The organism is Gemmata sp. SH-PL17 (genome assembly GCF_001610855.1).
In the GTDB taxonomy this organism is placed as follows: domain Bacteria; phylum Planctomycetota; class Planctomycetia; order Gemmatales; family Gemmataceae; genus Gemmata; species Gemmata massiliana.
Genome location: NZ_CP011271.1, coordinates 7573377 through 7598242, shown reverse-complemented (window position 1 = coordinate 7598242; position 24866 = coordinate 7573377). Strand labels below are relative to the sequence as shown.

At 64.7% G+C, this 24866-nt stretch carries 17 protein-coding genes; 7 read left to right on the top strand and 10 right to left on the bottom strand.

Translation table 11 applies throughout. From position 1 onward, the window contains the following. Positions 1-8: 8 nt before the first annotated feature. Together aroF and pheA are read right to left on the bottom strand one after the other, a co-directional pair. On the bottom strand, positions 9-1040 hold the full coding sequence (gene aroF, locus VT84_RS31465; RefSeq protein ID WP_052557224.1) for a 3-deoxy-7-phosphoheptulonate synthase: 1032 nt from the start codon (positions 1038-1040) through the stop codon (positions 9-11). A gap of 128 nt (positions 1041-1168) precedes the next feature. Then, positions 1169-2302, bottom strand: coding sequence for a prephenate dehydratase (gene pheA / locus VT84_RS31460; protein ID WP_082842309.1), 1134 nt, complete (start codon positions 2300-2302; stop codon positions 1169-1171). Between the two features lie 502 nt (positions 2303-2804). Here pheA and dnaK point away from each other — a divergent pair. Beyond that, positions 2805-4745 carry a molecular chaperone DnaK gene (gene dnaK, locus VT84_RS31455; protein ID WP_082842308.1) on the top strand — a complete coding sequence of 647 codons (1941 nt, stop codon included), beginning with the start codon at positions 2805-2807 and terminating at the stop codon, positions 4743-4745. A 158-nt stretch (positions 4746-4903) separates the two neighbouring features. Beyond that, the gene (locus VT84_RS31450) at positions 4904-5929 is read left to right on the top strand and encodes a hypothetical protein (RefSeq protein ID WP_082842307.1); all 1026 of its coding nucleotides are present in this window, start codon (positions 4904-4906) and stop codon (positions 5927-5929) included. A gap of 85 nt (positions 5930-6014) precedes the next feature. Here VT84_RS31450 and VT84_RS31445 read toward each other — a convergent pair whose 3' ends face one another. The 3 genes from VT84_RS31445 to VT84_RS31435 form a co-directional block, all read right to left on the bottom strand. Further along, complete coding sequence (locus tag VT84_RS31445) at positions 6015-7445, bottom strand: DUF1501 domain-containing protein (protein WP_082842306.1); 1431 nt, start codon at positions 7443-7445, stop codon at positions 6015-6017. A 151-nt stretch (positions 7446-7596) separates the two neighbouring features. Continuing rightward, positions 7597-8472 carry an ATP phosphoribosyltransferase gene (gene hisG / locus VT84_RS31440; RefSeq protein ID WP_052557213.1) on the bottom strand — a complete coding sequence of 292 codons (876 nt, stop codon included), beginning with the start codon at positions 8470-8472 and terminating at the stop codon, positions 7597-7599. A gap of 208 nt (positions 8473-8680) precedes the next feature. Beyond that, entirely contained in the window at positions 8681-10246 is a 1566-nt protein-coding gene (locus VT84_RS31435) for a BBP7 family outer membrane beta-barrel protein (RefSeq protein ID WP_157470050.1), read from the bottom strand. Positions 10247-10591: 345 nt separating this feature from the next. Here VT84_RS31435 and VT84_RS31430 point away from each other — a divergent pair, with 345 nt between their 5' ends. The 5 genes from VT84_RS31430 to VT84_RS31410 all read left to right on the top strand — a co-directional run bounded on the left by VT84_RS31430 (position 10592) and on the right by VT84_RS31410 (position 15881). Next, positions 10592-11266: an ISAs1 family transposase gene (locus VT84_RS31430; RefSeq protein WP_082842304.1), complete on the top strand. Its 675-nt coding sequence runs from the start codon at positions 10592-10594 to the stop codon at positions 11264-11266. Beyond that, the gene (locus VT84_RS31425; RefSeq protein ID WP_239465947.1) at positions 11157-11750 is read left to right on the top strand and encodes an ISAs1 family transposase; all 594 of its coding nucleotides are present in this window, start codon (positions 11157-11159) and stop codon (positions 11748-11750) included. The genes VT84_RS31430 and VT84_RS31425 overlap by 110 nt, the downstream gene beginning before the upstream one ends. 109 nt (positions 11751-11859) lie before the next feature. Next, the gene (locus VT84_RS31420) at positions 11860-13587 is read left to right on the top strand and encodes an ArnT family glycosyltransferase (protein ID WP_082842303.1); all 1728 of its coding nucleotides are present in this window, start codon (positions 11860-11862) and stop codon (positions 13585-13587) included. A 70-nt stretch (positions 13588-13657) separates the two neighbouring features. Then, a complete protein-coding gene (locus VT84_RS31415) occupies positions 13658-15106 on the top strand; it encodes a DUF1501 domain-containing protein (RefSeq protein WP_082842302.1) in 1449 nt (482 codons plus the stop codon). A gap of 22 nt (positions 15107-15128) precedes the next feature. Next, positions 15129-15881 (top strand): DUF4058 family protein, encoded by a 753-nt coding sequence (locus VT84_RS31410; protein WP_052557209.1) that lies wholly within the window; start codon positions 15129-15131, stop codon positions 15879-15881. Between the two features lie 48 nt (positions 15882-15929). Here VT84_RS31410 and VT84_RS31405 read toward each other — a convergent pair whose 3' ends face one another. From VT84_RS31405 to VT84_RS31385, 5 genes are all read right to left on the bottom strand, one after another. After that, entirely contained in the window at positions 15930-16988 is a 1059-nt protein-coding gene (locus tag VT84_RS31405; protein WP_082842301.1) for a hypothetical protein, read from the bottom strand. A gap of 13 nt (positions 16989-17001) precedes the next feature. Continuing rightward, positions 17002-17214: a hypothetical protein gene (locus VT84_RS31400; RefSeq protein ID WP_082842300.1), complete on the bottom strand. Its 213-nt coding sequence runs from the start codon at positions 17212-17214 to the stop codon at positions 17002-17004. Between the two features lie 15 nt (positions 17215-17229). Further along, complete coding sequence (trpE, locus tag VT84_RS31395; RefSeq protein ID WP_082842299.1) at positions 17230-18777, bottom strand: anthranilate synthase component I; 1548 nt, start codon at positions 18775-18777, stop codon at positions 17230-17232. Between the two features lie 136 nt (positions 18778-18913). Next, positions 18914-21082 (bottom strand): sigma-70 family RNA polymerase sigma factor, encoded by a 2169-nt coding sequence (locus tag VT84_RS31390; protein WP_082842298.1) that lies wholly within the window; start codon positions 21080-21082, stop codon positions 18914-18916. A gap of 140 nt (positions 21083-21222) precedes the next feature. Next, positions 21223-24729 (bottom strand): hypothetical protein, encoded by a 3507-nt coding sequence (locus VT84_RS31385; protein ID WP_157470046.1) that lies wholly within the window; start codon positions 24727-24729, stop codon positions 21223-21225. Between the last annotated feature and the right edge of the window lie 137 nt (positions 24730-24866).

The following is a 24866-nucleotide window of genomic DNA, read 5'->3' as shown; positions in this document are numbered from 1 at the left end:
GATCGGGCTTACTTTTCCGGCGGCGCCCAGAACTCGCGACCCAGGGCAACGGCGAGCCTGCGGAGATCGCCCATCAGGTCGAGGAACTGGTGCGGCAGCAGCGCTTGCGGTCCGTCTGAGAGCGCCTTTTCCGGGCAGTTGTGGACCTCGACGTGGATGCCGTCGGAACCTGCGGCGACACTCGCCCGGCACATGCTCGGGATGAGGTCCGGGCGCCCGGTCGCGTGCGACGGGTCCACGATGATGGGCAGGTGGCTCTGGCCCTTCACGTTCGGCACCGCGCTCATGTCGAGCATGTTCCGCGTGCTGTCCTCGAAGCTCCGGACCCCGCGCTCGCAGAGCACCACGTCCTTGTTGCCCTCGGACAACACGTACTCGGCCGACATGAGCAGGTCTTTGACGGTCGCGCTCATGCCGCGCTTCAGGAGCACCGGCTTCATCGCCTTGCCGCACTCTTTCAGCAGGTCGAAGTTCTGCATGTTCCGGGCGCCGATCTGGAGCATGTCCGCGTACCGGCACACGAGGTCGACCTGCCGCGGGTCCATGACTTCCGTCACGACGGGCATGTCGTACTTGTCGCCCACGTCCCGGAGGATCTTCAGCCCGTCTTCGCCCATCCCCTGGAAGGCGTAGGGGCTGGTGCGCGGCTTGAACGCGCCGCCGCGGAGGATGTTCGCGCCGCCGGCCTTCACGTACTTCGCGATCGTGTCGAGGACTTCGTACCCCTCAATGGCGCACGGCCCGGCGATCATGGCGAGACTGCCGCCGCCGATCTTCACCTTGCCCACGTAGACCGAACTGTCCGACTTGTGGAACTCGCGGCTCGCGAGTTTGAACGGCTTCATGATCCGCAAAACTTGCTCGACGCCCGGGATCGCGGAAAAGTTCTCCGTGCCGGGCTTCGCTTCGTCACCGATCACGCCGATGATGGTCCGGCTCTCGCCCCGGCTCATGTGCGGGGTATAGCCCAGGTCGCGCACCCGCTCGATCACGTGGTCGATCTGTTCAAGCGTCGCGTCGGGCCGGATGACGAGGATCATGAAAGAGCTATAGGGTTAAGTGGAGAGACTGCATGAGCAGGTGTAATAATCTTACTAACCGGAGCAGAATAATGCAGGGGGCGGACCGCACCAATTGCGCGGCCCGCCCCCTCGATTTCTCTTCGGGTTTATTCGCCGTCCGCCCGGGCTAACGGGAACGAGCCGAGAACGGTCACGGACTCGCACATGTCTTCGAGAACGGCGAGCACCTTCTTCACCCGCGTGTCCTCGCGGTGACCGTCGAAGTCCACGAAGAACACGTACTCGCCCTTTGCCTCGCGGAACGGGAAGGACTCGATCCAGGTGAGGTTGATCTTGTTCTGCTTGAACGCGGTCAGCACGTCGGCCAGCGACCCCGGCGTGTGAGCGATCTGGAACATTAGGGCCGTCTTGTCGGTGCCGGTCTTGGTCGAGTCCGTGGCGCCGATCACGGCGAACCGAGTTTCGTTGAACGGCGAGTCCGCGATGTTTTCCGCCAGGATGCCGAGGTTGTAGCGCACGGCTGCCTCGCGGCTGGCCACCGCCGCGACGTTCGGCTCGGTTTGCACGAGTCGCGCCGCGTCCGCAGTGCTGGAGACGGGGTGGAACGTCGCGTTCGGCAGGTTCTTCGAGAGCCAGTTGCGGCACTGGCTCAGCGCCTGTTCCTTCGAGTACACGCGGCGCACTTCGGCCTGGGCGCAGTTCGCGAGCAGGTGGTGTCGCACGCGGAGCCGGATCTCGGAGCAGATCTTCACTTGGTCCGGGAACCGCATGAACATTTCCAGCGTGTCCACCACCCGACCGTCGGTCGAGTTTTCCAGCGGCACCACGCCGAAGTCCGCGTGCTTGCGGTTCAGTTCCTCGAACACGGCCGCGATGTTGGCCGTGCGGTTGTAGATCGACGCTTCGCCGAACCGCTGGATCGCGGCGAGGTGGCTGTAACTGTACTCCGGCCCCAGGTACGCGATCTTCTGCTGCTTCTGGATCGCACGCGACCCGCTGATGAGTTCGCGGAAGATCGCCTTCACGGTGATCGTGGAGAGCGGCCCCTTGTGCGCGTCGAGGACGTTCGTGAGAACCTCTTCCTCGCGCGCGGCGGAAAACACGTTGCCGCCCTGATCTTCTTTGACTTTCCCGATTTGCGCCGCGACCGAGGCCCGCTTGTTGAGCAGTTCGAGAATGTTCAGATCGAGCTTGTCGATCTGCCCCCGAAGTGCCGCCAGATTCGAGGCGCCTTTGTCGGGCGCGGAGTTGGAATTGGAGTCGCTTTTGCTGCGTGCCATATCCGGGTCCGCGTGCGGTAGTTCACTGATGAATGCGGTGACTCTACCGGTGTGATATGAGTGCGTCAACGAAATGGGGGCACTCGGGTGACCAAAGTGGCTCGAAACGGGTGAATGGCCGCTCACCCCTGTGCGAGATTGGCCCGAGCTGCAATCCCATCACTGACGGGGAGTTGCGGCGAGACTGCTGATTTGGCAGGCGGCGAAAAAGTTGCGATCATGTCTCGTCTTGCAGCAACGTCACAAGTCGTGAAATTACCAGTTGTTGTGCGATTGCTGCCGAAGCAAGTGGGTAGTCGGCATGGTGATTGCAGTGGAAGCGGGAAAAACTTTGAATCGCTGAAGAGTTTGGGGCATCCAATCTCGGTGAAATGACACAACCCCGGACCGACCGACTCGGTGTCACAGAGCGCCCTGAACGAGGGATAAACTGACAGCGGGTTTTGGTGACGAGTGACCGGGGGAAACAGTAAAATTAACGTCACAAACAGGAGATAGCAAAATGGCCGAAGAAAAAATCATCGGTATCGACTTGGGCACCACGAACTCGGTCGTCGCCGTGATGGACGGCACCTCCGTGAAGGTGATCCCGAACCAGGACGGTAACGCCACCACCCCGAGCATCGTCGCGTTCACGGACAAGGGCGACCGGCTCGTCGGCGACCAGGCGAAGCGCCAGGCGGTCACGAACCCGAAGCGGACCATTTACTCGATCAAGCGGTTCATGGGCCGGCGCCACAACGAGGTGGAGAGCGAAGAGAAGCTCGTTCCCTACAAGCTCGTCGGCGGCCCGAACGATCTCGTGAAGGTAGACATCGACGGCAAGCAGTTCTCGCCGCCGGAAATCTCTGCCATGATCCTCCGCAAGTTGAAGGAAGCGGCGGAAGCGTACCTCGGGCACACCGTGCGCAAGGCAGTCATCACCGTCCCGGCGTACTTCAACGACGCCCAGCGCCAGGCCACCATCGACGCGGCGGCCATCGCCGGGTTCGACACCGAGTACGAGATCCGCGGGAAGGACGGCAAGATCGTCAAGCAGCGGATGCGGATCATTAACGAGCCGACCGCGGGCGCGCTCGCTTACGCGCTGGACAAGAAGCAGGATCAGAAGATCGCGGTGTTCGACCTCGGCGGCGGGACGTTCGACATTTCGATCCTCGATGTGGGCGAGGACGGCGTCTTCCAGGTGAAGAGCACCAACGGCGACACCCACCTGGGCGGCGACGACTTCGACCAAGTGCTGATGGACCACATCGCCGACGAGTTCAAGAAGCAGAACGGGATCGATCTGCGCAAAGACGCGATGGCGATGCAGCGGCTCAAGGTGGCCGCGGAGCAGGCGAAGAAGGACCTGAGCCAGCAGGTGAACGTGGACATCAACCTCCCGTTCATCACGGCCGACGCGGACCGCAACCCGCTCCACTTGGTGATGTCCATCAACCGCAACCAGTTCGAGCGGTTGGCGGAGCACCTCATCGAGCGGTGCAAGAAGCCGGTGCTCGCGGCCCTCAAGGACGCGAAGTTCACGCCGGCCCAGATCGACGAAGTGGTGATGGTCGGCGGGATGACCCGCATGCCCCGCGTGCAGCAGTTGGTAAAGGAGATCTTCGGTAAGGAGGGGCACAAGGGCGTGAACCCGGACGAGGTCGTCGCGATCGGCGCGGCGATTCAAGGGGCGCAACTGCTCCTCGGGGCCGCGGCCGACATCCAGTTGCTCGACGTGACCCCGCTCTCGCTCGGGCTGGAAACGCTCGGCGGCGTGCTCACGGTCATGATCCCGCGGAACACGACGATCCCGAAGAAGGCGAGCGAGAAGTTCACCACCGCGGCGGACAACCAGCCGTCGGTCGAGATCCAGGTGTTCCAGGGCGAGCGCCCGATGGCCCAGGACAACAAGCTGATCGGCAAGTTCCACCTGGACGGCATCCCGCCCGCGCCGCGCCAGGTTCCGCAAATCGAGGTGACGTTCGAGATCGACGCGAACGGCGTGCTCTCGGTCGGCGCCAAGGATCTGGGGACCGGTAAGGAGCAGCAGATCCGCATCGAGGGCTCGTCCGGGATGAACAAGGACGAGGTCGAGAAGATGAAGCGCGACGCGGAACTGCACGCGGACGAGGACAAGCAGAAGCGCGAGTTCGCGGACGCCAAGAACGGCGGCGAGACCCTGATCCACCAGATCGAGAAGATGTTCGCGGACGCCGGCGACAAGCTGACGGAGGCGAACAAGGCCCCGATCAACGCGGCCATCGGCAAGCTCCGGGAAGCGATCGGCCGCCACGACCTCGCCGCGGTGAAGGCCGCGACCGCGGAACTACAACAGTCGTCGCAGGCCATGTCGCAGCACATGCAGGCGAACGCGGGCGGCGCTTCGCCTGCGGGGGCCGAGGGCAAGAAGGACGGTCCGGACGACGTGATCGACGCCGAGTACGAAGTGAAGAAGTAACCTCCTGGGCCGAATGGCTCGGGTAACACGGTCCGCGGGTGGCGCCTGTTTGCGCGATCCGCGGACCGTTGTTTTTTGGTGGATCGGTCCGGAAGTTCACAAACACTCGGCGGGCGGGTATGTTAGGGTTGGTGGACACGTCCCCAAGAGGTTCCGTTATGCCGGCACCACAACCCACAACTCCTCCCAAAAATGCTCCCGCGAACGGAAAAGAGCCGTTCGTCGTCGAGGGGCCGCCGGACGAAGAATTCTGGGAGCGCTACAACCGTCGACTGGAGTTCCCGCTCGCGACGGTCGCGACGGTGTTCTTCCACGTGCTCGTGGGCGCGGTGCTCGTGTACGTCCTCGTGGGGCTGATGAGCGACGCGGACACCTCTGGCCCGACGATGCAAATCGCCGCGGTCGGAGGAATGGACGACACCGGTGAAGGCTCCGAAGGCTCCGGCGGGCAAGAGGATCCGGATCTCATTCGCGACGTTAAGCCGATCACGGCCGCGCAACAGGTGCTACCAACCCCGCAAGCGCTTGCGGACGCCAAAGAGACCATCCAGAAGATCGTGCTAGATGATCCAAATGGAAGGCTTCCTATTGCGCCGTCTAATGCGGCCACGTTCAGCCAGATCGACGAGAGCTTGCGGAAGAAATTACTTGGTGTGGGCGCTCAGAAGGGTGAGGGGAACCAGGGCGGTAAGGGGAGCGATGGCTCGGCGGGCACCGGCCCGGGGGGGACCGGCGCGGACTCCACCCGTGCACGCGGGCTGCGGTGGGTGCTGCGCTTCAAGGTCGCCAATGGGCGCGATTACCTCGCGCAGTTGCAGGCGATGAAGGCCGAGATTCTCGTTCCGATTCCCGGCACCGCAGACAGTATTCTGATTAAGGACATCAGCAACCCGGGCGCGCAGCGCAAGGCTTCGGACGCCGACCTGCGCGACCTGGCGAAGAAGATCCAGTTCAGCGACACGCGCCGCGATGCGGTGCAGGGCGTGGCCGGGGCGCTGGGGTTGGACTTCACGCCGAAGACGTTCTTCGCGTTCTTCCCGAAAGGGTTAGAAGAGGATCTCGCGCGGCTGGAGACGAGCTATCGCAACCGCCGCGCTGAGGACATTGAGGAGACGATCTTCCGCGTCACCATTCGCGGCGGGACTTACGAGTTCGTGGTGGACGAGCAGCAAATCAAGCGGTGATTACGAGTGAACCCCGACCGCGAGGTCGGCGGGTTGCACCCGATTGGCTGCGCCACCCGCCGACCTCGCGGTCGGGGTTCTCCTTTTAAGCCAGTATCTTCTCGATGACGTGCCCGTGAACGTCGGTCAATCGGCGGTCGGTGCCGTCGTGCCGCACGGACAGCAGCGTGTGGTCGATGCCCATCAGGTGCAGAATCGTCGCGTGGATGTCGTAGCAGTAAGTTCGATCTTTTTCCGTGCGCCAGCTCCACGGGTCGCTTTCGCCGTGGCTCACTCCGCCTTTCACACCCGCACCGGCCAGCCACGCGACCGACGTACCCTGGTTGTGATCGCGCCCAGTCGCGCCCTGAGTGAACGGCTGCCGCCCGAACTCCGTGCTGAACACAACCAGCGTGTCGGAGAGCATCCCGCGATCGTGCAAGTCCTGAAGGAGCGCCGCGGACGGTTGGTCGACGGATTTCGCCATCGGCGGCAGTTCCCGGATGATGTCGGTGTGGTTGTCCCAGTTGTTCGTCGGCCCGCCGGCGCCGCTCCACACCTGAACGAACCGCACGCCGCGTTCGAGTAACCGGCGGGCGAGCAGGCACCGGCGCCCGAACTCGGCGGTCGCGGGCTGGTCGAGGCCGTACTTCGCGCGCGTTTTCTCCGACTCGCGGTTGAGGTCGAGCGCTTCGGGCGCGTGCTGCTGCATCTTCGCCGCCAGTTCGTAGCTCTCGATGCGCGCTTCCAACCGCGAATCACCGGGGCGCGCGTCCGCGTGGGCACGGTTCACTTTGCCCAACAGTTCCAGTGCGTCCTTGTCCGCGCTGGAGGAGACGAATTTCTCTTTGGGGGACGGTGCGAGGTCCGGGATGGGCGGGTTACCGCCCGCGTTGAGAATGGTGCCCGCGTGCGCGACCGGGAGGAAGCCCGAACCGAAGTTGCCCCTCTGGTTGTACGGCAGCCCGCGCGCGTCCGGCAGCACGACGAATGTGGGCAGGTTATCGGTCAAGCGCCCCAAGCCATACGAGAGCCACGCGCCCATGCACGGGAACCCGGGGAGGATGAACCCGGTGTTCATCATGTAGCTGGCGGGGCCGTGAACGTTCGACTTGGACGCGACCGCCATGAGAAACGCCATGCGGTCCACTTGCGTCGCGAGGTGCGGGAACATCGAACTGACCCAGCGCCCGCACTGCCCGTGTTGCTTGAACGGGAACGGCGACTTCATCAGGTTGCCGGGCGTGCTGGTGACGCCCTCGACCTTCTCGCTGGTGCCGGGATCGAACGGCTTGCCGTGCCCTTTCTCCAGTACGGGTTTGTAGTCGAACGTGTCGGGCTGGCTGACGCCGCCGTTCATGAACAGTTGCACGACGCGCTTGACCTTCGCGGCGTGGTGCAGCCCGCCGTTGAACTCGGCCTTCGGCTTCACCGCGCCAGGCAATTCGCCCGCTTCGGCCATGAGTTGCGCGAGCGCGAGCCCACCGAGTCCGCCACCAAAGGACCAGAGGAAGTCGCGGCGCGAGTGCGTGGTCATGGGGAGAGGCCCTGCAGCGCGGAGAGTTCGGGCGGGCTAACGTGCCATCGGTCTTGAAAAGACGGCGGGACGATCAATGGTAACCCGGGTGCACGCGGAATGCGAGCGCCTGATTACCACCGATCGTCCCGCGTGGGAAACTAACCGTTGTTTAGTCGATGATCTTGGTAAGCGGGTACTCGACGATCCCGCTGGCACCGGCTGCTTTTAGTTGCGGGATGATGTGCCGGACCGTGTCCTCGTCGATGATCGTGTTCACGGCGACGAAATCCTGATCGGCCAGTGGCGCGATCGTTGGGTTCTTCAGTGCCGGGAGCTGCGCGAGCACGCGGGACAAATCGGCCCGGCGCACATTCATCATCAGCCCGACCTTCCCCTCGGCGGCCATTGCGCCCTTCAGCATGAGGATGAGGTCGTCCATCTTCTGGCGCTTCCACGGGTCCGCGGCCGCGTCCGGGTTCGCGACGAAACGCGTCGTGCTCTTCAGGAGATCGCACACGATGCGCAGGTTGTTCGCCTTGAGCGAACTTCCCGTTTCGGTCACCTCGACGATCGCGTCGGCGAACTTGGGCGGCTTCACCTCGGTCGCGCCCCAACTGAACTCGACCTGCGCGGTCACGCCGTGTGACGCGAGCCACTTCCGTGTGATGTTCACGACCTCGGTGGCGATGCGCTTGCCCTGCAAGTCCTTCGGCCCCTGGATCGGCGAATCGTTCGGCACCGCGAGCACCCACCGCACCGGCCGGCGGCTCACCTTGCTGAAGACGAGTTCGCTGAGTTCCACGACGTTGGCGTCGCTCTCCACGATCCAGTCGTGCCCGGTCAGCCCGCAGTCGAGCGACCCGTCGGCGACGTAGCGGCCCATTTCCTGCGCGCGGATGAGCGTGCAGTGCAGTTCCGGGTCGTCGATGGCGGGGTAGTAGCTGCGGGACGGGAACGTGATCTTGTACCCGGCCTTGCGGAACAGTTCGGCGGTGGCCTCTTGTAGCGAGCCGGCCGGGAGCCCCAACTTCAACACGTTGTTCATAATGCGAAAGCGTCCGAAACGCGGAGAGTGAACCGATCGCGAGCCGGTGCCCGGAACCGGTCCGAGTGCGCCGCAACCTTTCTGTCTTTTCTATTCCGCGGTCCGCGTTCCGCACTCCGCGTTTCGGACGACTTCGTGCCCCGGAAAAACGATACCGCCCGCGGTTTGGACCGCGGGCGGGAGCGTGCGTTCGGCCGGAAGCAGGAGATCAATACCGGACCTGGAGGCCGAAGGTGACGCCGCCCAACCAGTAATCGGACTGGAGGAGGGAGACGCCCGGGCCGCGGACCGCACCGCCCGTCCCGTAGTTCGACCCGAACGGGATCGCGGCGCTGCTGACGACCGGGTTCACCTGGTTGCCCGGGCGGATCACGTCCGGGAGGTACAGGAAGTTCACCCCGACGTACCCGGTCAGGCCCCGGGTGAGAGCGATACCGAGGGTTCCACCGAATTCCGGCATGTAGGTGAACCGGTCGTCGGTGTAGGTGCCGATGTTGCTCGGGTTCGCCAGCACCCCACCGTAGGCCCCGCCCGCCCCGCCGCCGGTGCCGCGGACGACCGGGGTGCTGATCTGCGAGCCCGACGCGCCCGTGAAGTCGATGAACGAGCTGCCGCCGAAGACGTCCAGGCGCTGGTGCAAGTTACCGATCGAGATCTTCGCACTCGCACTGGCGCTCACGATACCGCAGCGGGCCTCGGAGCGGAGCCCGAAGGACGCCCCGTTGAAGTTGTTGGTGGCCCGGAACGAGTCGCGAACGTTGACGAACGACGGCGTTTGGATGATGACCCCGCCGAAATTGGTCTGGTTCGGGACGACCCGCGTACCGACCTGCGTGACGATCCCGAACGGACCGGTCTGGAAGATCGGCAGGACCAGGCCGCTGTTCAGGGCCGTGAGGCTGTCGATCCACAGGTCTTCCTTGAGCTGGAAGAACCGGTACCCGGCCAGGAAGTCGACCGACCAGGACCGCCGTGCCCCGGGAGCGGACCGGTACAGGTTCCAGACCGCCGACGGTTCGATGCTGAACGTCGAGGTGCTGGTACCCACCTGCACGCTCGCCGGGCCGAAGTCCGCACTGGAGAGCACGATCGTGCTCGTCACCTGGTTCGCGTCCACGAACGGGCGGGCCAGCACCGGGATGCCCGAGAAGTTCCCGAGGCCACCGAAGTCCTGAATGTTCGACCGCTTCTCGGTGAAGAACCCGGTCAGGTTGAACCCGAACCGTCGGTCCGCGTCACCGAAGAACCCGGCCGACAACCGCATACCGCTCATGGCGTTGTAGCCGAGCGTCCCGCGGTCCACGAGGGCGACGGTGCTCGCCGCACCGAGGACGCCCTGGTCCGCCGGGGCGCTGGAGGTCAGCAGCGGGTAGCGGACCGGTTGGCCCTTGGTGAACCACAACAGGTACTCACCGTCCACCCACCAGCGTGGCGCGCTCCCGAGTTCGCCCGCGCCGCCCCCGGCCGGTGCCGGCTGGTACGACTGCGCCCCGTAGGGGCCGGGCATCGGGTACATCGGGCCGGGCGGCGGCCCGAACCCACCGACCGGGCCGAGGCCCAGTGGGTCGTCCGGCGGGCCGTAGTTGCCCGGCGGCATAATGACGGGCGCCGGCGCGCCCGCCCCAGCCCCTCCCACCGCGGGCGATCCGCCCAACGGCGCGCCCACACCGGGAACCCCGGCGGGTAGAGGAGTCGGTTCAACTGGAGACTGCCCCCAAGCAGCCCCCGCTCCGGCGGCCAGAGCCGCGATCGATCCCAACAAGCCTTTTCGCATGGCACGCTCCTGCTCTGCCAGCCGTGGCGGGACGAGGCGGCCGGCGGCCGAGCACTCCCCCAGATTCCGGCACTCCGAATCGTGGTCCGCGGGCATCCCCCGATACACCGCCCCCAACCCGGACAACGCACGTCGTCCTGCTACATGGAACAATCGGCACGATCAGATACGGACCTTGAGGCAGATTGCGATTTGGAGCGAGTGTGTCGGAAACGACGAGCAATTGGTTTCGTGGAGTTGGGATGGATTGGCGGATTCGGAGCAGGGCCGTTCCTTGTTTCATGTTGTGGATTTGAGTGCGGTTGGGTAATCGGGGCGCGTTGCCTCTTGGTCCCGGAGTTGCGCATGCCCCCTCGCACCCTGTACGACGCGCTCGCCACGCTCCCCGACCCACGCAGTCGCCACGGTCGTGTCCACCCCTTGCCTGCCGTTCTGGGACTCGTCGCGTTGGCCCTGCTCATGGGACGCAAGAGCCTCTCCGGGATCGCGCGATTCGGGCGACAACACGGAACCCCACTGGCCCACGCACTCGGGTTCCGACGGGGCCAAACGCCTACCACGTCCACGCTCTCGCGCACGCTCCGACGATTCGACGCGCAACAACTCGAAGGCGCCCTGTCGCGCTGGATCGAGGGGCGCATCGACCCCGCCGCGTTTGAACACCTCGCGCTCGACGGCAAGACCCTGCGTGGGAGTCGCGACGGGGACGTGCCCGGACTGCACCTGGTCGCCGCGTTCGCGCCGGCGGTCGCGGCGGTTCTAGCTCAGGTGCGCGTCGATTCCCGGACCAACGAACACAAGGCCGCGTTGGAACTGCTGGGGATCCTGCCCCTGACGGGCAAAGTGGTGACGGGCGACGCGATGTTCTGCCAACGGGATCTGGCGAAACAGGTGATCGAAGCCGGGGGCGATTACGTCCTCGTGGCCAAGAACAACCAACCGGCCCTGGTCATCGACATCGAGGGCGGGTTCGCGTTCGCAACCGCCGCCCGCTCGATCGCGGCGGCTACTTCCCCCTGAACCGGTCCCGACGCCCGCGCCGTCGGGCCGGTCGGCCACCTCAACGGACAAGGGCCACGGGCGTCGGGAGACGCGCACCCTTGAGGTCACGCGGATCCTGACGGTGAGCCCGATGTGGAAGGGACTCAAACAGGGCTTCAAGGTAACGCGCGAGCGCATGGTGAAGGGCGCGCGGACGGTGGAGGTGGTGCACGGGATCACCAGCCTCTCGGCGGAGCGAGCGGACGCGGCGACACTTCTGGGCCTGGTTCGGGATCACTGGCGCATCGAGAATCCGTTGCATTACGTCCGGGATGTAACTCTGGGCGAGGACGCGTGCCGGGTGCGCAAGGGCACCGCCCCTCAGGTTCTCGCGGCCTTGCGCAATGCCGTGGTTCATTTGTTGTCCGGAGTCCGGGCCAAGAATCACCCCGAGGCCATCGAACAACTTCAAATACACCCGGACCAAGCACAGGCGCTTATCGGCATCCCGCAGTGTGAATAAAGGAACGGCCCTGGGATTCGGAGGATTGGGAGGCGATTGCGATCGTGTTGACGCGGTTCGCCCAAGCTGCTATTGGCGGGCTGCGAAATTTGGGCAACGGGACCGTCTCATGACCGAAAACTCGCCGAGCCGCCTCACCCGCCGCGATTACGCACTCCTCGCCGCGTTCTGTTTCGCGCTCTTCTCGTTTTGCGCGCTCTTCGCCAAGACGCTGACCGGGCACGAATCGGTAGTCGCACAGAACAGTCGCGAGATGCTGGCAGGCGGCGACTGGATCGTCCCCCGCGTGGGAGGAGAGCCGTGGCTCGAGCGCCCGCCCGCGTCGGCGTGGTTCATTTGCGCGGTGTACGCAATCGCGGGCACGTCCACCAGCGACGCGGTCGCGCGCCTCGCGGCGGTGCTGATCGCGGTGCCACTCGTGCTGCTCGTGGCGCGCACTGGGGCTCTCTTCTATGGCCGCAACGCGGGTCTGGCCGCGGGCGGCATCTTCGCCACGATGCACGAGTTCTACGGCTACGCGAGCAACCCCGAAGCGGACATCTTCCTGTGCCTGATCGTGACCGCGACTGTTGCGGTGTTTGCGCAACTGGAATTCGGCCCGCGGGCGAGTCGCGTGAACGAATCTGGCTCGTTCTTCGGCTCGCGCCCGTTACTGGTGCTCGCGTTCTTTGCGCTTCTGGGAGCGACCAATCTGGCGAAGGGCGTGATCTTCGGCACCGTGATGGCGGGACTGCCGATCGCCGGTTACTTGCTGTGGAACCACTCGTGGGGGCAACTGAAACGCTACGTGTGGCTCTGGGGCGGGTTGGCCGCGGCGGGCGTCGCGCTCGCGTGGCCGATCGCGGTGATATCCCGGCACCCGGAAATCATCGATTTGTGGCGCGACCACTACCTCAATCGGTTGAACAAGGGCTACCTACAAGAGCCGTGGTGGTACTACGCGGTCAACGTGCCGTTCGTGCTGTTGCCCTGGACGCTCCCCGCGCTCGTCGGGCTGTGGCAAACGCGCCGGGCGGCTTTCGCCGGACCGGGACCGGAGCGCTTCTTGTGGTGCTGGGCAATTCTCCCGCCGCTCGTGTTCTCCGCGTCGGACGGGAAGCACCATCACTATTTGCTCCAGTGCATGGCACCGTGGGCGCTTCTCTCCGTGGGTGGTGCGGTCGCGATGTGGTCGTTCGCACGCGAGCGCATGCCGGCGTGGGTACGTAACCCGTGGGCGTGGGCCGGGCTGGTTGGGTGTGTGGCGGTGTGGGCCGCCATGAAGTACCGCGGAGCGATTGGCGCCCCGGAATGGCTCCTCGTGAGTTTGGCCGTTTCGTTGCCGCTGCTCACGTTCGCGTTCGTGCGGTTCGCGAACCACCCGAACCAGCGCGCGGCAATCGTGGGCGTGCTCCTTGTGTTCGCGGTGGCGTATTCCGAATGGACGTACCTCCGCGCAGCTACCCGCGATGCTTACGCGCCCGACAACGCGATGCTGCACCGCACCCCCGAGTTCGTCCCGTCGGACGCGCCGATTTACGTTCAGTACGACTGGCTTCGTCCGCTCGAAACGTTCTGGGTGCTGTACCACACACCGCAGCCGGGTACACTCGTGCGCGACCCGTGGGATCTGAAAGAGAAATCCGGCGGGCGCGAGAGCGCGTTCATTCTGGCGCGCCGACAGGACGCGGAGCAGTTCGCGGTCATTGGCTCAGTGGAACCGCTCCTGGAGAGCGAGAAGACGCGCCTCGAACCGCACGCCGGCTATCGGCGCACGCTCTATCGTGTGAAGTTCCACGCGACGGCCCCGCCCGCGCCCCCCGAAGTCTTGGCCGAGAGCCGCCGCACATTGTGGTAAGGGGTGCTTGTGTCGGGCGGGCGGGACGGTAGGCTGAGTACCGTGTCGCTCGCACGTCGTGAGTTCTGCCATGCTCTCACTTGCCGGTCGGCCGTCGCGTAACTGTTCCGGCCCCTCACGGCGCGAGTTCCTCCGCGCGGGCGGGTTGGCCGTTGGTGGGCTGAGCTTGCCGACGCTGCTCCGCGCACGAGCGGGTGAGTCGGCGAACAAAAACAAACCGCGCGCCAAGTCGTGCCTGCTCATCTTCATGGACGGCGGGCCGAGTCACCTCGAAATGTGGGACATGAAGCCCGAAGCACCGGCCGAGGTGCGGGGCGAGTTCAAACCGATCCGATCGAGCGTGACGGGCGTCACCGTGGGTGAACTGCTCCCGCTCACCGCACGCGAGATGCACCACTTCGCACAAGTGCGGTCGGTCCACCACGGCGTCAACGACCACAACGCCGGGAGCTTCTACATGCTGACCGGGAAGCACCCGGCGGACGGCTCGAAGCTCGTGCAGACCGACTCCGCGAGCACGTTTCCACCTTTTGGAGCAGTAGCCGCAAAACTGCGACCTGTCGAAAAGGCGATTCCGCCCTACGTGCTACTGCCCGAATACCAGTGGAACAACGGCGTCGACATCGGCGGGCAGAAGGGCGGGTTTCTCGGCGCGAAATCCGATCCGTTTGTGAGCGGCGATCCGAGCCTCCCGAGCTTTAGTGTGCCGGGGCTTGATCTGCTCCCGGAAGTGCCGCTCGATCGCCTCAATCAGCGTGACGATTTACGCAACGCGCTCGATGCGGCAATCGCCAAACGCGGGGACTCGGCCGCGGCTCAGCGACTGAACGTTTTCCAGCGGCAGGCGGTGGAAGTGGTCACGTCGCCGGACGCGCGCCGGGCATTTGATCTGACGCACGAACCCCGGGAGTTGCGCGAGCGCTACGGTACCGACGTGGGGAGTGATCGCAGTATCGAGGCGCGGAAGTTCGGCGGGCTGCCGCACATCGGTCAGACGTTCTTAATGGCCCGGCGCATGATCGAGGCCGGTGTGCGCCTCGTGACGGTAATGACCGGTCGGCGCATCGATCAGGCGTGGGACACGCACCGCGATCACTTCGGGCTGATGAAGAAGGCGCTGTGCCCGCCGTTCGATCAGGCGCTCTCGGCGCTGATCTCGGACATGGACGCGCGGGGGCTGCTCGATGAAACGCTGGTGGTCGTCATGGGCGAATTCGGGCGCACGCCGAAGATCGGGTTCGTGACGAGCAGCGCCGGGGCGTCGAAGAGCAACGGGCGCGACCATTGGCCGTACTGCTACACGGTCCTCTTCGCGGGCGCGGGCGTTTCGGGCGGCACGATCTACGGCTCGTCGGATCGCACCGCGGCGTTCCCGCGCGAGAACCCGGTCGGCCCCGAAGACATCGCGGCAACCATTTACGAACTCCTCGGAATCGACCCCACCACGGAACTCCACGACACGCAGAACAAGCCCTATACACTTTGCACCGGCAAGCCGATCTGCTCCGTGATGAGTTAGAATGGGAGGAGAGGAGGAGGAGATGCCGATTCACGATTGGACCCGAGTCGATCACGGGACGTTCCACGACTTCCATCAGGGTTGGGCGCCACAAATTCGGTCCGCGCTCAACAACGGGTTGTTGCCTCCGGATTACGAAGCGAAGGTCGAGCAACATACCGATGACGGTATTCCCGACGTCCTTGCCTTGCGCCTGACTTCCCTATTGGGAGGGAACGGCGAGGGGGCGCATCCGGGGCCAATTGGTGGGTTATCAACGGTCGCAATTGCTCCGCCGAAGGTTTCGTTCACGTCTGAGTTCGCGAGCGACCCGTACACACGGTTGCGAAAGACCATCACCGTTCGTCGCGACGATCGAATCGTTGCGCTAATCGAACTGGTTTCGCCGGGTAACAAGTCGAACCGCCACGGGATTCAGGCGTTCGTTCGGAAGGTGACCGCGGCCATCGACCACGGGATTCACGTTTTGGTTGTGGACCTGTTCCCGCCGGGGCCGCGCGACCCGAACGGGGTGCATCCGGTCATCTGGTCCGAGTTCCGGGACGAGCCGTACTCGCCACCCGCGAACCAACCGCTCACCCTCGTCTCTTATGAAGCGGGTGTGGTGAGTCGCGCGTACATTCAACCAATTGCCGTGGGGGAAGTGCTCCCGGAGATGCCACTGTTCCTCGAACCCGGTGCTTACGTGAACGTTCCGCTCGAAGCGACCTACATGGCCGCATTCGACGGCATCTCGCGCCGGACCCGCGACGAACTAACTGAAACAGGACAATGAACGGAACAGGTGGGCCTGCGCGAAACTTGGACCCACTCCACAAAATCGTCACTTCGCCGGCTTGTATCCTTCTGGGGGCAGGATCACCTCGAAATCCGAGCCTTTAACCTTTCGCAGTTCCTCGTGAAGCACCGGAATGCGCTCGTCGGGGGCGCACGAGAGCGCCCAGTCGATGCCGTTGTCCGCGACCAGCATCCCGTATTTCTTCAGCGCTTCCAGAATCACCTTCACTTCGGCCGTACACTTCGACGCGTCGAAGTCCTTCCGCAGCCGGATGCGCTCGCCCATGCGCGGCAGGTCCGCTTCGGTCCGGCGGCTCGCGAAGTGAGTCGCGGGGTAAACGTAAGATTTGGCCGACCTCGCCACGGTCACGCGCATCGCGTGCTCGATCGCGCCGCGCTTCAATTCGTCGTGGCGGATGATCGCGGGGAAAATTGGTAGCCCGGCCGCGTCGGAACTCGTCCAGCCGCTCGGTCGGAGCTTGTTGCTCTTGAGGTCGAACGTCGCCTCGCACGCGGCCTGCCAGCCCGTATCGGTCTTCTTCAGTTGGTAGAACTCGTACAGCATTCGGTTGGTCGGGTCGACGACGATCGCGTGTCGGTCGCCGTTCTCTTTCAACTTGTCGCGTTGAACGTCTTCGAGCGTGACGTCCTTCAGCTTGGCGTTTCGTTTGTAGTGTGCGGGCCAGCCCTCAATGGGCACGACGTCGGGCAGTGGGTACGGCCCCTTATCGGACTCTTTCGGGTAGCTCACGAGCTTCACATCGATCTTCTTCTCGCCGGGCGGGACCAGCACGAAACTCATGTCCGGGTTGCACCGTAGCGGCTTATTCGCGCCGATCGACGCGACGATTTCCTTCGATTTGGGGTGTAGCGGCCAGTCACTAACGACGAGGTTCCACGGGTTGTCTTCCGGGAACACTTCGAGCGCGGCGAGGATCGCATCGGCTTCGGGGGTGTCGAAGGAGACGGGCTTGTCGATCTTCGGCATCGCAGCCTTGCGGATGCGCTCGACGCGCGCCGGATCGCCCGAAACCAGCGGTTCCTGTGGGAACGCGACGCCGCTCGCCGTGGCCATCAACAACAGACACGCGATTCGCGAGCGCATAACGGCTCCGGGTTCATCGTGAGCGGACGAAAGCGACGAGGCCGACGAACGAGATCAGAAACATAACGGCGCTCGTTCGTGCGAGCGCCGGGTACTTCTTGCGGAAACGGTCGCTGCGCGCGCTTCCCGGTTCACCTCGAAACACGAAGCAAAAACTCACGACCACCACGAGCGCGACCAGCGCGCCAAGTTTCTCCCACGCTTCAAAATCGGTCCCGAATAACATGGGCGTGATCCCCAGTTATAGCTGCGTTTCGGCCACTTCGATCGCGCGAAGCAGGCTCGCGGCTTTGTCCACGGTTTCCTGGTACTCGGCCGCGGGGACGCTGTCCGCGACCAGCCCGGCGCCGGCCTGAACGTAAGCCGTTTGGCCGAGCAGCACCATCGTGCGTAGCGCGATGCACGTGTCCATGTTACCGCTGAAGTCAACGTACCCGACGGCCCCGCCATACGGCCCGCGGCGGTGCGGCTCCAGTTCGTCGATGATTTCCATCGCCCGCACCTTCGGCGCGCCCGAGAGCGTGCCGGCCGGGAGACTCGCACGCAGCGCATCGAACGCGGTCAGCCCCGGCCGGAGCTTACCCGTAACGGTGCTCGAAAGGTGCATGACGTGGCTGTAGCGCTCGACCGTGAGCAGGTCGCTGATCTTCACGCTGCCCAGTTCCGCGACGCGGCCGACGTCGTTCCGCGCGAGGTCCACGAGCATGATGTGTTCGGCCCGCTCCTTCGGGTCCGCGACCAACTCGGCCGCGAGCGCCGCGTCTTCTTCGGGCGTGACCCCGCGGCGCCGGGTGCCGGCCAGCGGGCGGTTCGTGATGACGCCGTTCTCGACGCGGCACATGATTTCCGGCGACGCCCCGACGAGCGTGACCTCGCCGGCGCGCACGAAGAACATGAACGGGCTCGGATTTACCACGCGCAGCGAGCGATAGATGTCGAACGGCCGCGCCCGCGTTTCGGTGCGGAACCGCTGGCTGAGCACGATCTGGAACGCATCGCCCGCGTTGATGTACTCGCGCACCTTCTCCACCGCGGCCTCGAACGCGGGGCGCGTGAAGTTCGATTGGATTCGCGCGTCGGGGATCGGCGACCGGGGCTCGGTAGAGGCCCGGCGCTTCGGGTCGATGTCCGTCAGTTGAATGTCCGCGACGCCACGCTGGAGGCGCCCGACCAGTTCATCGACCCCGCGGCACGCGGCCTGGTACGCCGCCCGCAGGTCGTCTTCGCGGTACTCCGAGCCCGACGCCTGGTACCCGTCCAGCCGGGCGTGCGCCACGACCAGGATCGTCTTCGCGGCGTGGTCGAAGATGACCATTCGGTCGTAGAAGCCGAAGCTCAGGTCGGGCAGTTTGCGGTCGTCCTCTGGGGCGTTGGGCAGGTGCTCCACGTACCGAACGGTGTCGTAGCCCGCGTAGCCGACGGCGCCGCCGCAGAACCGCGGTAAGCCGAACACGCTCGGGGCGCGGAACCGCGCGATCGTTTCTTCCAGGAGCCGGAGCGGGTCTTCGCACGTGAACTCGCGGCCCTCGCGCTCGCCCGCGTTCCGGACGACCACGTTTTTCCCGCGCGCCTGGAACGTCATGAACGGCCCGGCGCCCAGAAAACTGTACCGCCCCACGCGCTCGCCGCCGACGACGCTCTCGAACAGGAACGACCAGTCCCCTTCTTGCAACTTGCAGAACGCGGACACGGGCGTGAGCGTGTCGCCGGTGAGCTGGCGGTACACGGGCACAACGGTGTGCTCGCGCGCGAGTGCGGTGAACTCGTCGAACGTCGGACGGTGTGGCATGACAAACTCGTCGGAATGGGGACGAGTTTATTGTCGCTGACGGGGCGCTTTTCGGCGAGCGTGCGCGCCCCTGCAACAAAAAGAAAGAGCGCACCGGATGGAAGCCCGGTGCGCTCGACTCGGAGGCGCGTGCGGACTACTTCGGCTTGACCACTTCCATGTCGAGGCGGGCAATGAGAGCCCGTGCCGTGTCGAGCGTTTCCGTGTCCCCGCTGAGGACGATCGAGTTGGTGCGCGGGTCCGCCGTCATGGTGCCGTTCGGGAACAGCTTTTGAAGCACCGTGACCAGTTCTTCGGCTTTTGCGTGCTTTAATGTGAACACGTTGACGAACCCATCCGGCTTCCCGGGCGTCCCCGAACCACTCACGCGGGGCGTTGCGGGGGTATCGAGTTCCTTGATCCGCTTGAGCGCGCTCGTGAGGTCGTCCGGCGTGCTCGCGATGATGACCACCGCGTTCGCAGCGCGATCGGCCACGCTCTTGAACCCCTTCTTCTCGAATTCCTTCTGGAGCACTTTCACCACGTCGTCCGCCTTCGCGTTCTTCAGCGTTGCGACGCGGAACAGGTTTTGGTCGAGTGCGCCCGGGTTCGGGTTCGCACGCGGGCTGAATGGGTTCGTGCCGCCACCGCCTTCCGTACCACCACCGCCGGACGCGCCTTTGTTACCGGTTCCACCGCGAGCGGCCTCGTTTCGTGCGTGGTACTTGAGGTACTCGTCTTTGGTCATCGTGCCCTTTTCGGGGAGCGGAACACCGCCCGTTCGTTCGGTCATGCTCTTCAGGAAATCGCGCGTTTGTGGGGGGATCGCACCGAGATCCACGGTGTCGCCGGTGCTGTTCGTGAGCCGTTGGAGCATTTGCCAACTGCGCTCGGGGTCTGCTGACGCGCCGCGATTTCCGCCACCGCCGGTGCTACCACCGCCCCCGCCACCGAAGTTTCCTCCGAATCCGCCGCTACCTCCCCCGCCACCTGGGAAGTTGCCTCCACTACCGCCGAAGCCCCCGCCGCCCGGGGAGCTACCTCCGCCACCGAACCCACCTCCGCCTGGTTGACCGAATCCGGCTCCACCGAAACTGCCGCTACCTCCACCACCGAAGGGGTTGAAGCCGCTCGCTCCGCCCTTGGATTTCTTGAACACGAGGACGAGTTCCGCCGGACCGAAGCGCTCGGACGAACAGAATTCCCACCCGTCCTTGCCGTGCTGCGTGATGGCCGACTCGAACGCTTTGCGGTCGCTCCTCACGTCCACGAACTTGTATTCCCATGCGGGCGAAGCGGCTGTTCTGCCCGAACCGGTAGAACTAGTGGTCCCGCTCGCCGTGCTCGTACTCGTTCCGGTGTCATCCGCACCGGAGGAACTCGTTCCACTCGTCGTACCACTCGTCGTACCACTCGTCGTACCACCTGTGGATCCAGAACTACTCGTCGTGGTGCCGCTCGTCGTTCCGCCGCTTGAACTGGTGCCGGTCCCGCCCCCGGGCGGTTGGGCGTCGGCCTTCGACAGCAGCGCCGCGCCGCCCGTCAGCCCGAGCGCGGTGATTACCACGCTCACCATCATCAGTTTCACGCGCATTGTGATACCCTCGGTAAATCCGCGAGCGAGCACCGACGCGGCTTTCGAGGCCGCGGTCGGTGTGCTGGGAAAGGTTCTGACCGCGTTGAACAGTCGGCCCGGCACCGCGCCGGTGGTGCTGGCCGTTACTCCGATGCCGATCGCGACCGCGGGCGCGACCCCGCGGGCACTGAGTCGCTCCATGAGTCGCTGACGTGCTTTGCAGAGGCGCCCGGACAGTGACCCCAGCGGCCAGCCCAACCGCGCCGCGGCGTCCGGCTGCGACACGCCCTCCAGGTCGCACATCACGAAGGCGGTGCGCTCCACTTCCGGGAGCTGCTGAACTTCTTCGTGAACGGACCGGACGAGCGCGTCCCAGCTCGCGGACGCCACGGGGCGCTCGGACTCGGCGTGGGACGCGATCTGTTCCCGCTGGCGCCGGCGGGCGCCCGAGCGCTTCGCGCGGGTGGCGACGCGCACCGCGACCCCGTGCAACCACGCGGGCACAGTCCGGCCGTCGCGGATGGTCGCGGCGGACCGCACGAGCGCGAGGAACACGGCCTGAAACGCATCTTCGGCGTCGGCGTGGTCGGGGAGCATGTGCCGGCACACGGCCCACACGAGTGGCCCGTGTCGGCGCACCAGTTCTTCAAAGGCGGCGTGGTCCCGGTCGCGCGTGAACCGCGCGAGCAGGTCGGCGTCCGGGGTGATCGCCTCGGCTCTGCGGGCGACCGCGTGCAGCAGTGTCGTCATCACAACTAGGTTCCCGCGCCGCGGCGGTTCCTACCAGTGATGCGAAAATGAGAAACCCCGGTCGGCGCGCACGAGGCGCACCGACCGGGGCAGAAGGGAGAGAACGGGTTACGGCTTGGGTGCCACGAATTCTGTTGCAATCACTTCTTCTCGGTCGGGACGCGAACCCAGTTCACGGTGAGGCCGTTAGCGATCTCGAGAGCTTTGCCGTCCACCTTGATCGCGCTGGCAAATTTGATGGGTACCGGCGGGTTCACGTTTTCCGGGCCGAACTGCGCCGCGCAAGTACCCACGATTTTCGTCATCAGGGCCAGCGAGAAGCCACTCAGTTGCTTCCCTTCCGCGTTATAAGCCACGTTGTCGAGTGAGATCGTGCCGATCCCATCGGCTTTAAGTTCGATGGTTGCAGTCCCCTTACCCTGGAGCAGATTGATTGCGTCGGGGTCGGTCACTGCGATCGTCAGTTCCGGCCGGCGGTTCGGTTCTTCGACGGCCTCGATACCCAGGTTCTTGTAGCGGAAGGCGACCGTTAGCGTCGGGGCGCTGAACGCCGCCGGCGGTTTGGGTGTGGCCATCACGGGCGGTGCGGGGATCTGCACCACAGGAACCTCGATCGGGTCACTCGCGCCGTAAGGGGTCGCGACCTTGACCTCCACGTACAGTTTTCCGTCCTTCCGCAACGGCACGATCGTCTTGGGTACGGTCACCTTTACGACCGTACGGCTCAACACCTCTGCCACACAGGTCTTGCCCCCGGCGAACACACGGGTGTCGGCAGTGAAGTCGGTGCCGGTGAGCACGAGATCCGTGTCGCGCTCAAGGACGACCGTCTGCTTGTCGCCGATCTTGTTGAGGACGGGCGGGACCGGGTTCTTCGGCGCCGGCGCCGGTTCCGGCGGCGGCCCGAGAACCGGGATGCGCAGCGGCCCGCCCACCCCGTAGGGCGTGGCCAGGCGGACGTCGATGAACTTGCCGCTCTCGCTGTACAACCCGGCCTTGTCCTCGCTTACGGCCGCATTCTCTGGGATTGTGACACTCACGACCTGGCGGCTGATGAGCCTGGGCGTAACTTGTTTGCCCCCGGCGATGATGTTCGTGTTGACGACGCTGAAGTTGTCCCCCATGAGGAACAGCTCGACGGCCTTGCCCTCGTACCCGGCCGCGCCGTACCAGCCGCGGAGCTGCGGGGCCAGGTCGGTGATACCCGAGTTGAAGAACTCGAACCCGCCGAGCGTGTTCTCATAGGGCACCGGGAACTTCATGTCCTGGAGCGGGAGCCGGGCCGAGAGCATCTTGGCCTTGGCCTGCAGGCGGTTCAGCTCGCCGGCCTGGTAGCGCTCCAGGTCGCCCTTGGGGCACACTGTTTCGATCGCGTGCAATCGGCGGCTGAGTTGCACCGCCTCCTTCGTGCTGTGGCTCTTGTGCTTGGGGTCGTTCAGATTGAACCACGAACTGCTCACGTTGATCTCGGCGAACGGGACGAACGACGGCATGATGACCAGTGCGACGCACTCGCGCTGCCCGGGCTCCAGGCGCCGCTGGTGGACCTCCTGCCGCTTGGAGAACGCCTTCCCGCCGATCAGGTCGCGGGTCAGCACGGTCAAGTTACCGGGGATCTCCGGGGTCTGGAACCGCGGGTAGAAGCGCCACCCGAACGTGTTGTCCCCGTGCGAGAACCCGACCACGGTGCGGTTCAGATCGATGGTTTGGTAGTCGGCCTCCAGCCGCCGGGCGAAGCGGGTGAAGCTCTCCGCGGAGATGTTGCCCGACGCGAACGCGAGCGACAGGGCCAGTTGGAGTTCCCGGCGCTGGCTGAGCGTGTCCTGGACGTTCTGCTGCTCCGTAACCGGGTCCACGGCGAACGTGTACATGGGCCAGCGACACGCAACGTAGTCGTTGAACGCGCGGCGCGCGGTCGGGCTCGGCTCCGGGTGGAAGTAATCCTGCCACCCCTCCGCCGTGGGGACCGCGCCCTTGTGGGTCATCGTCTCCTTGATATCACGCACGAGTTGATCGTTCAGGAGCGCTGACTCGAGCAGCACCGCCCAGCCGAGGGCCTTGATCGCGAGCCGGTCGGACTCGATGCTCTTTTGGCCCCCGGACTCGCGCGCGAGCATTTTATCGTACTGGGCACGGTAATGGGCAATCGTGGTACCCCCGGTGGTACCGTTCACGTCGCGAACGGCCCGGGCCAAGTCGTGCGTGCATAGTGCCCATGTGTGCGGGTTGGCGGTGGTCAGAAACCGGTACCCCGCGACGACCTGTTCGCGGACCGCTGCGCGGGTGTCGTGCAGGTGAATCACCTGGTCCCGTTCGAGTTCGACCCTGTAGTGGGCCATAGCAGCGACGACGAGCGATTGAACGAAGGTCTCGCCGAACAACTCCTCGAGGTGGTTCATCGGGAACGCGTATTCGGCGTGGCGCGACGGTCGTGCGGCCGTGTATTTGGGGCGCACACGTGATACCATCTTTTGGAGATATTCCTTCTCCGTCGCCTTGGGGTACTTTTCCCGAGCGGCCGCGACTTTATCGGCCGATATGCCGGCTTTGTCGCCGAGGGCGGCGATCAGAGACTCGCGATCCGAGTTAAGCGCGACCGTCATCAGCTCGCTGAACTGATCGACCATGTCGTTGGTGACGAGGCTGCGGAACGTGCTCGGCAGCAGGTCGTCGCCGATAATGGGCTTGACCGACATCATGATTTCCGCCCCGTGGCCGGAATCGGTCCGCTTGCCCGGGAGCACCGAGACCGGCACTCGCACTAGGTACAGGGCGTACCCGGGCGAGTCGGCAGTGTCGTCCCCCTCGTTGACGCGGCGGATCTGGTTCAGGTGATCGAGAAACCGCTTTTTCTCGTCGAGGATGATCGTCGGTTCGAGCTGAAGACCCGTGGGGCCGGTGAACCCCGGTAGTTCGGGCAGCCGTGGAACGGTCCGCGTCACGTCCATCTTAGAATCCACGAAAGTCCTGAAATCGCTGGGGATCGTCGCGCCCTTGGGGATCTCAACAGTTTTCGGTACGGCCGTATTAAATGTTTGTTTTAAATCATCACCGGTATTGGCCTTTGATGTGGTATCCGTCGAACTCTTCTGGTTGTTCTTCACGACGGGGTCTTTGCCCGCCTCGTTGTCGGTAGAGTTGCCAATACCCACCGTGCCCGTCGAGTCACCGGTGGAATTGGACGTTAGCGTTCGTGTGCCCGTTACAACTGTGACCGGGTTCGGGTCGAGTAGCGCCGCCTGCCGCCCAGAAAAGGCGGCGTTGATCGCGACAGCCTGCGCGAGGAACGCCTGATCGGCCCGCGCGCGGGCGCCCTGGAACGCGGTCACCTTCTCGTCGATTTTGGCCGGGTTCTTGAGTTCCAGAGCAAAGATGGTTTCCACGTCCTGTTGGTACTTGGTCATGCGGGCTGAGCCCCACACGTCAGGGTGCTTCGTGGTGATGCTCCCCCAGAGGTCGATGTGCTTCTCAATGTGATCGATGTCACTGGCCACCGCTTCGAGGGTGGGATCTTTGTGACACGCGGGCGTGAGTCCGCCCGTGTCCCCGCACGGCTCCGGTGGCTTAATGAGCGTCTGACACGCCGCCAGTGCGAGAGGGAGCGCTAGCGCCGCTCCGCGCCCCAATCTTTGCAGTCTCGTTCTCATGAGCGATTCCCCCGAGTTACCTATCCCCTCTGGGCGATCCCGGCCCCCGCCGGGATACACCGACCACAGCACCGAACTGATTGTCTCAGAAGTGGTCGACTTTTATGGTCCACTGGCTTGAAGCGAATATGTGACTT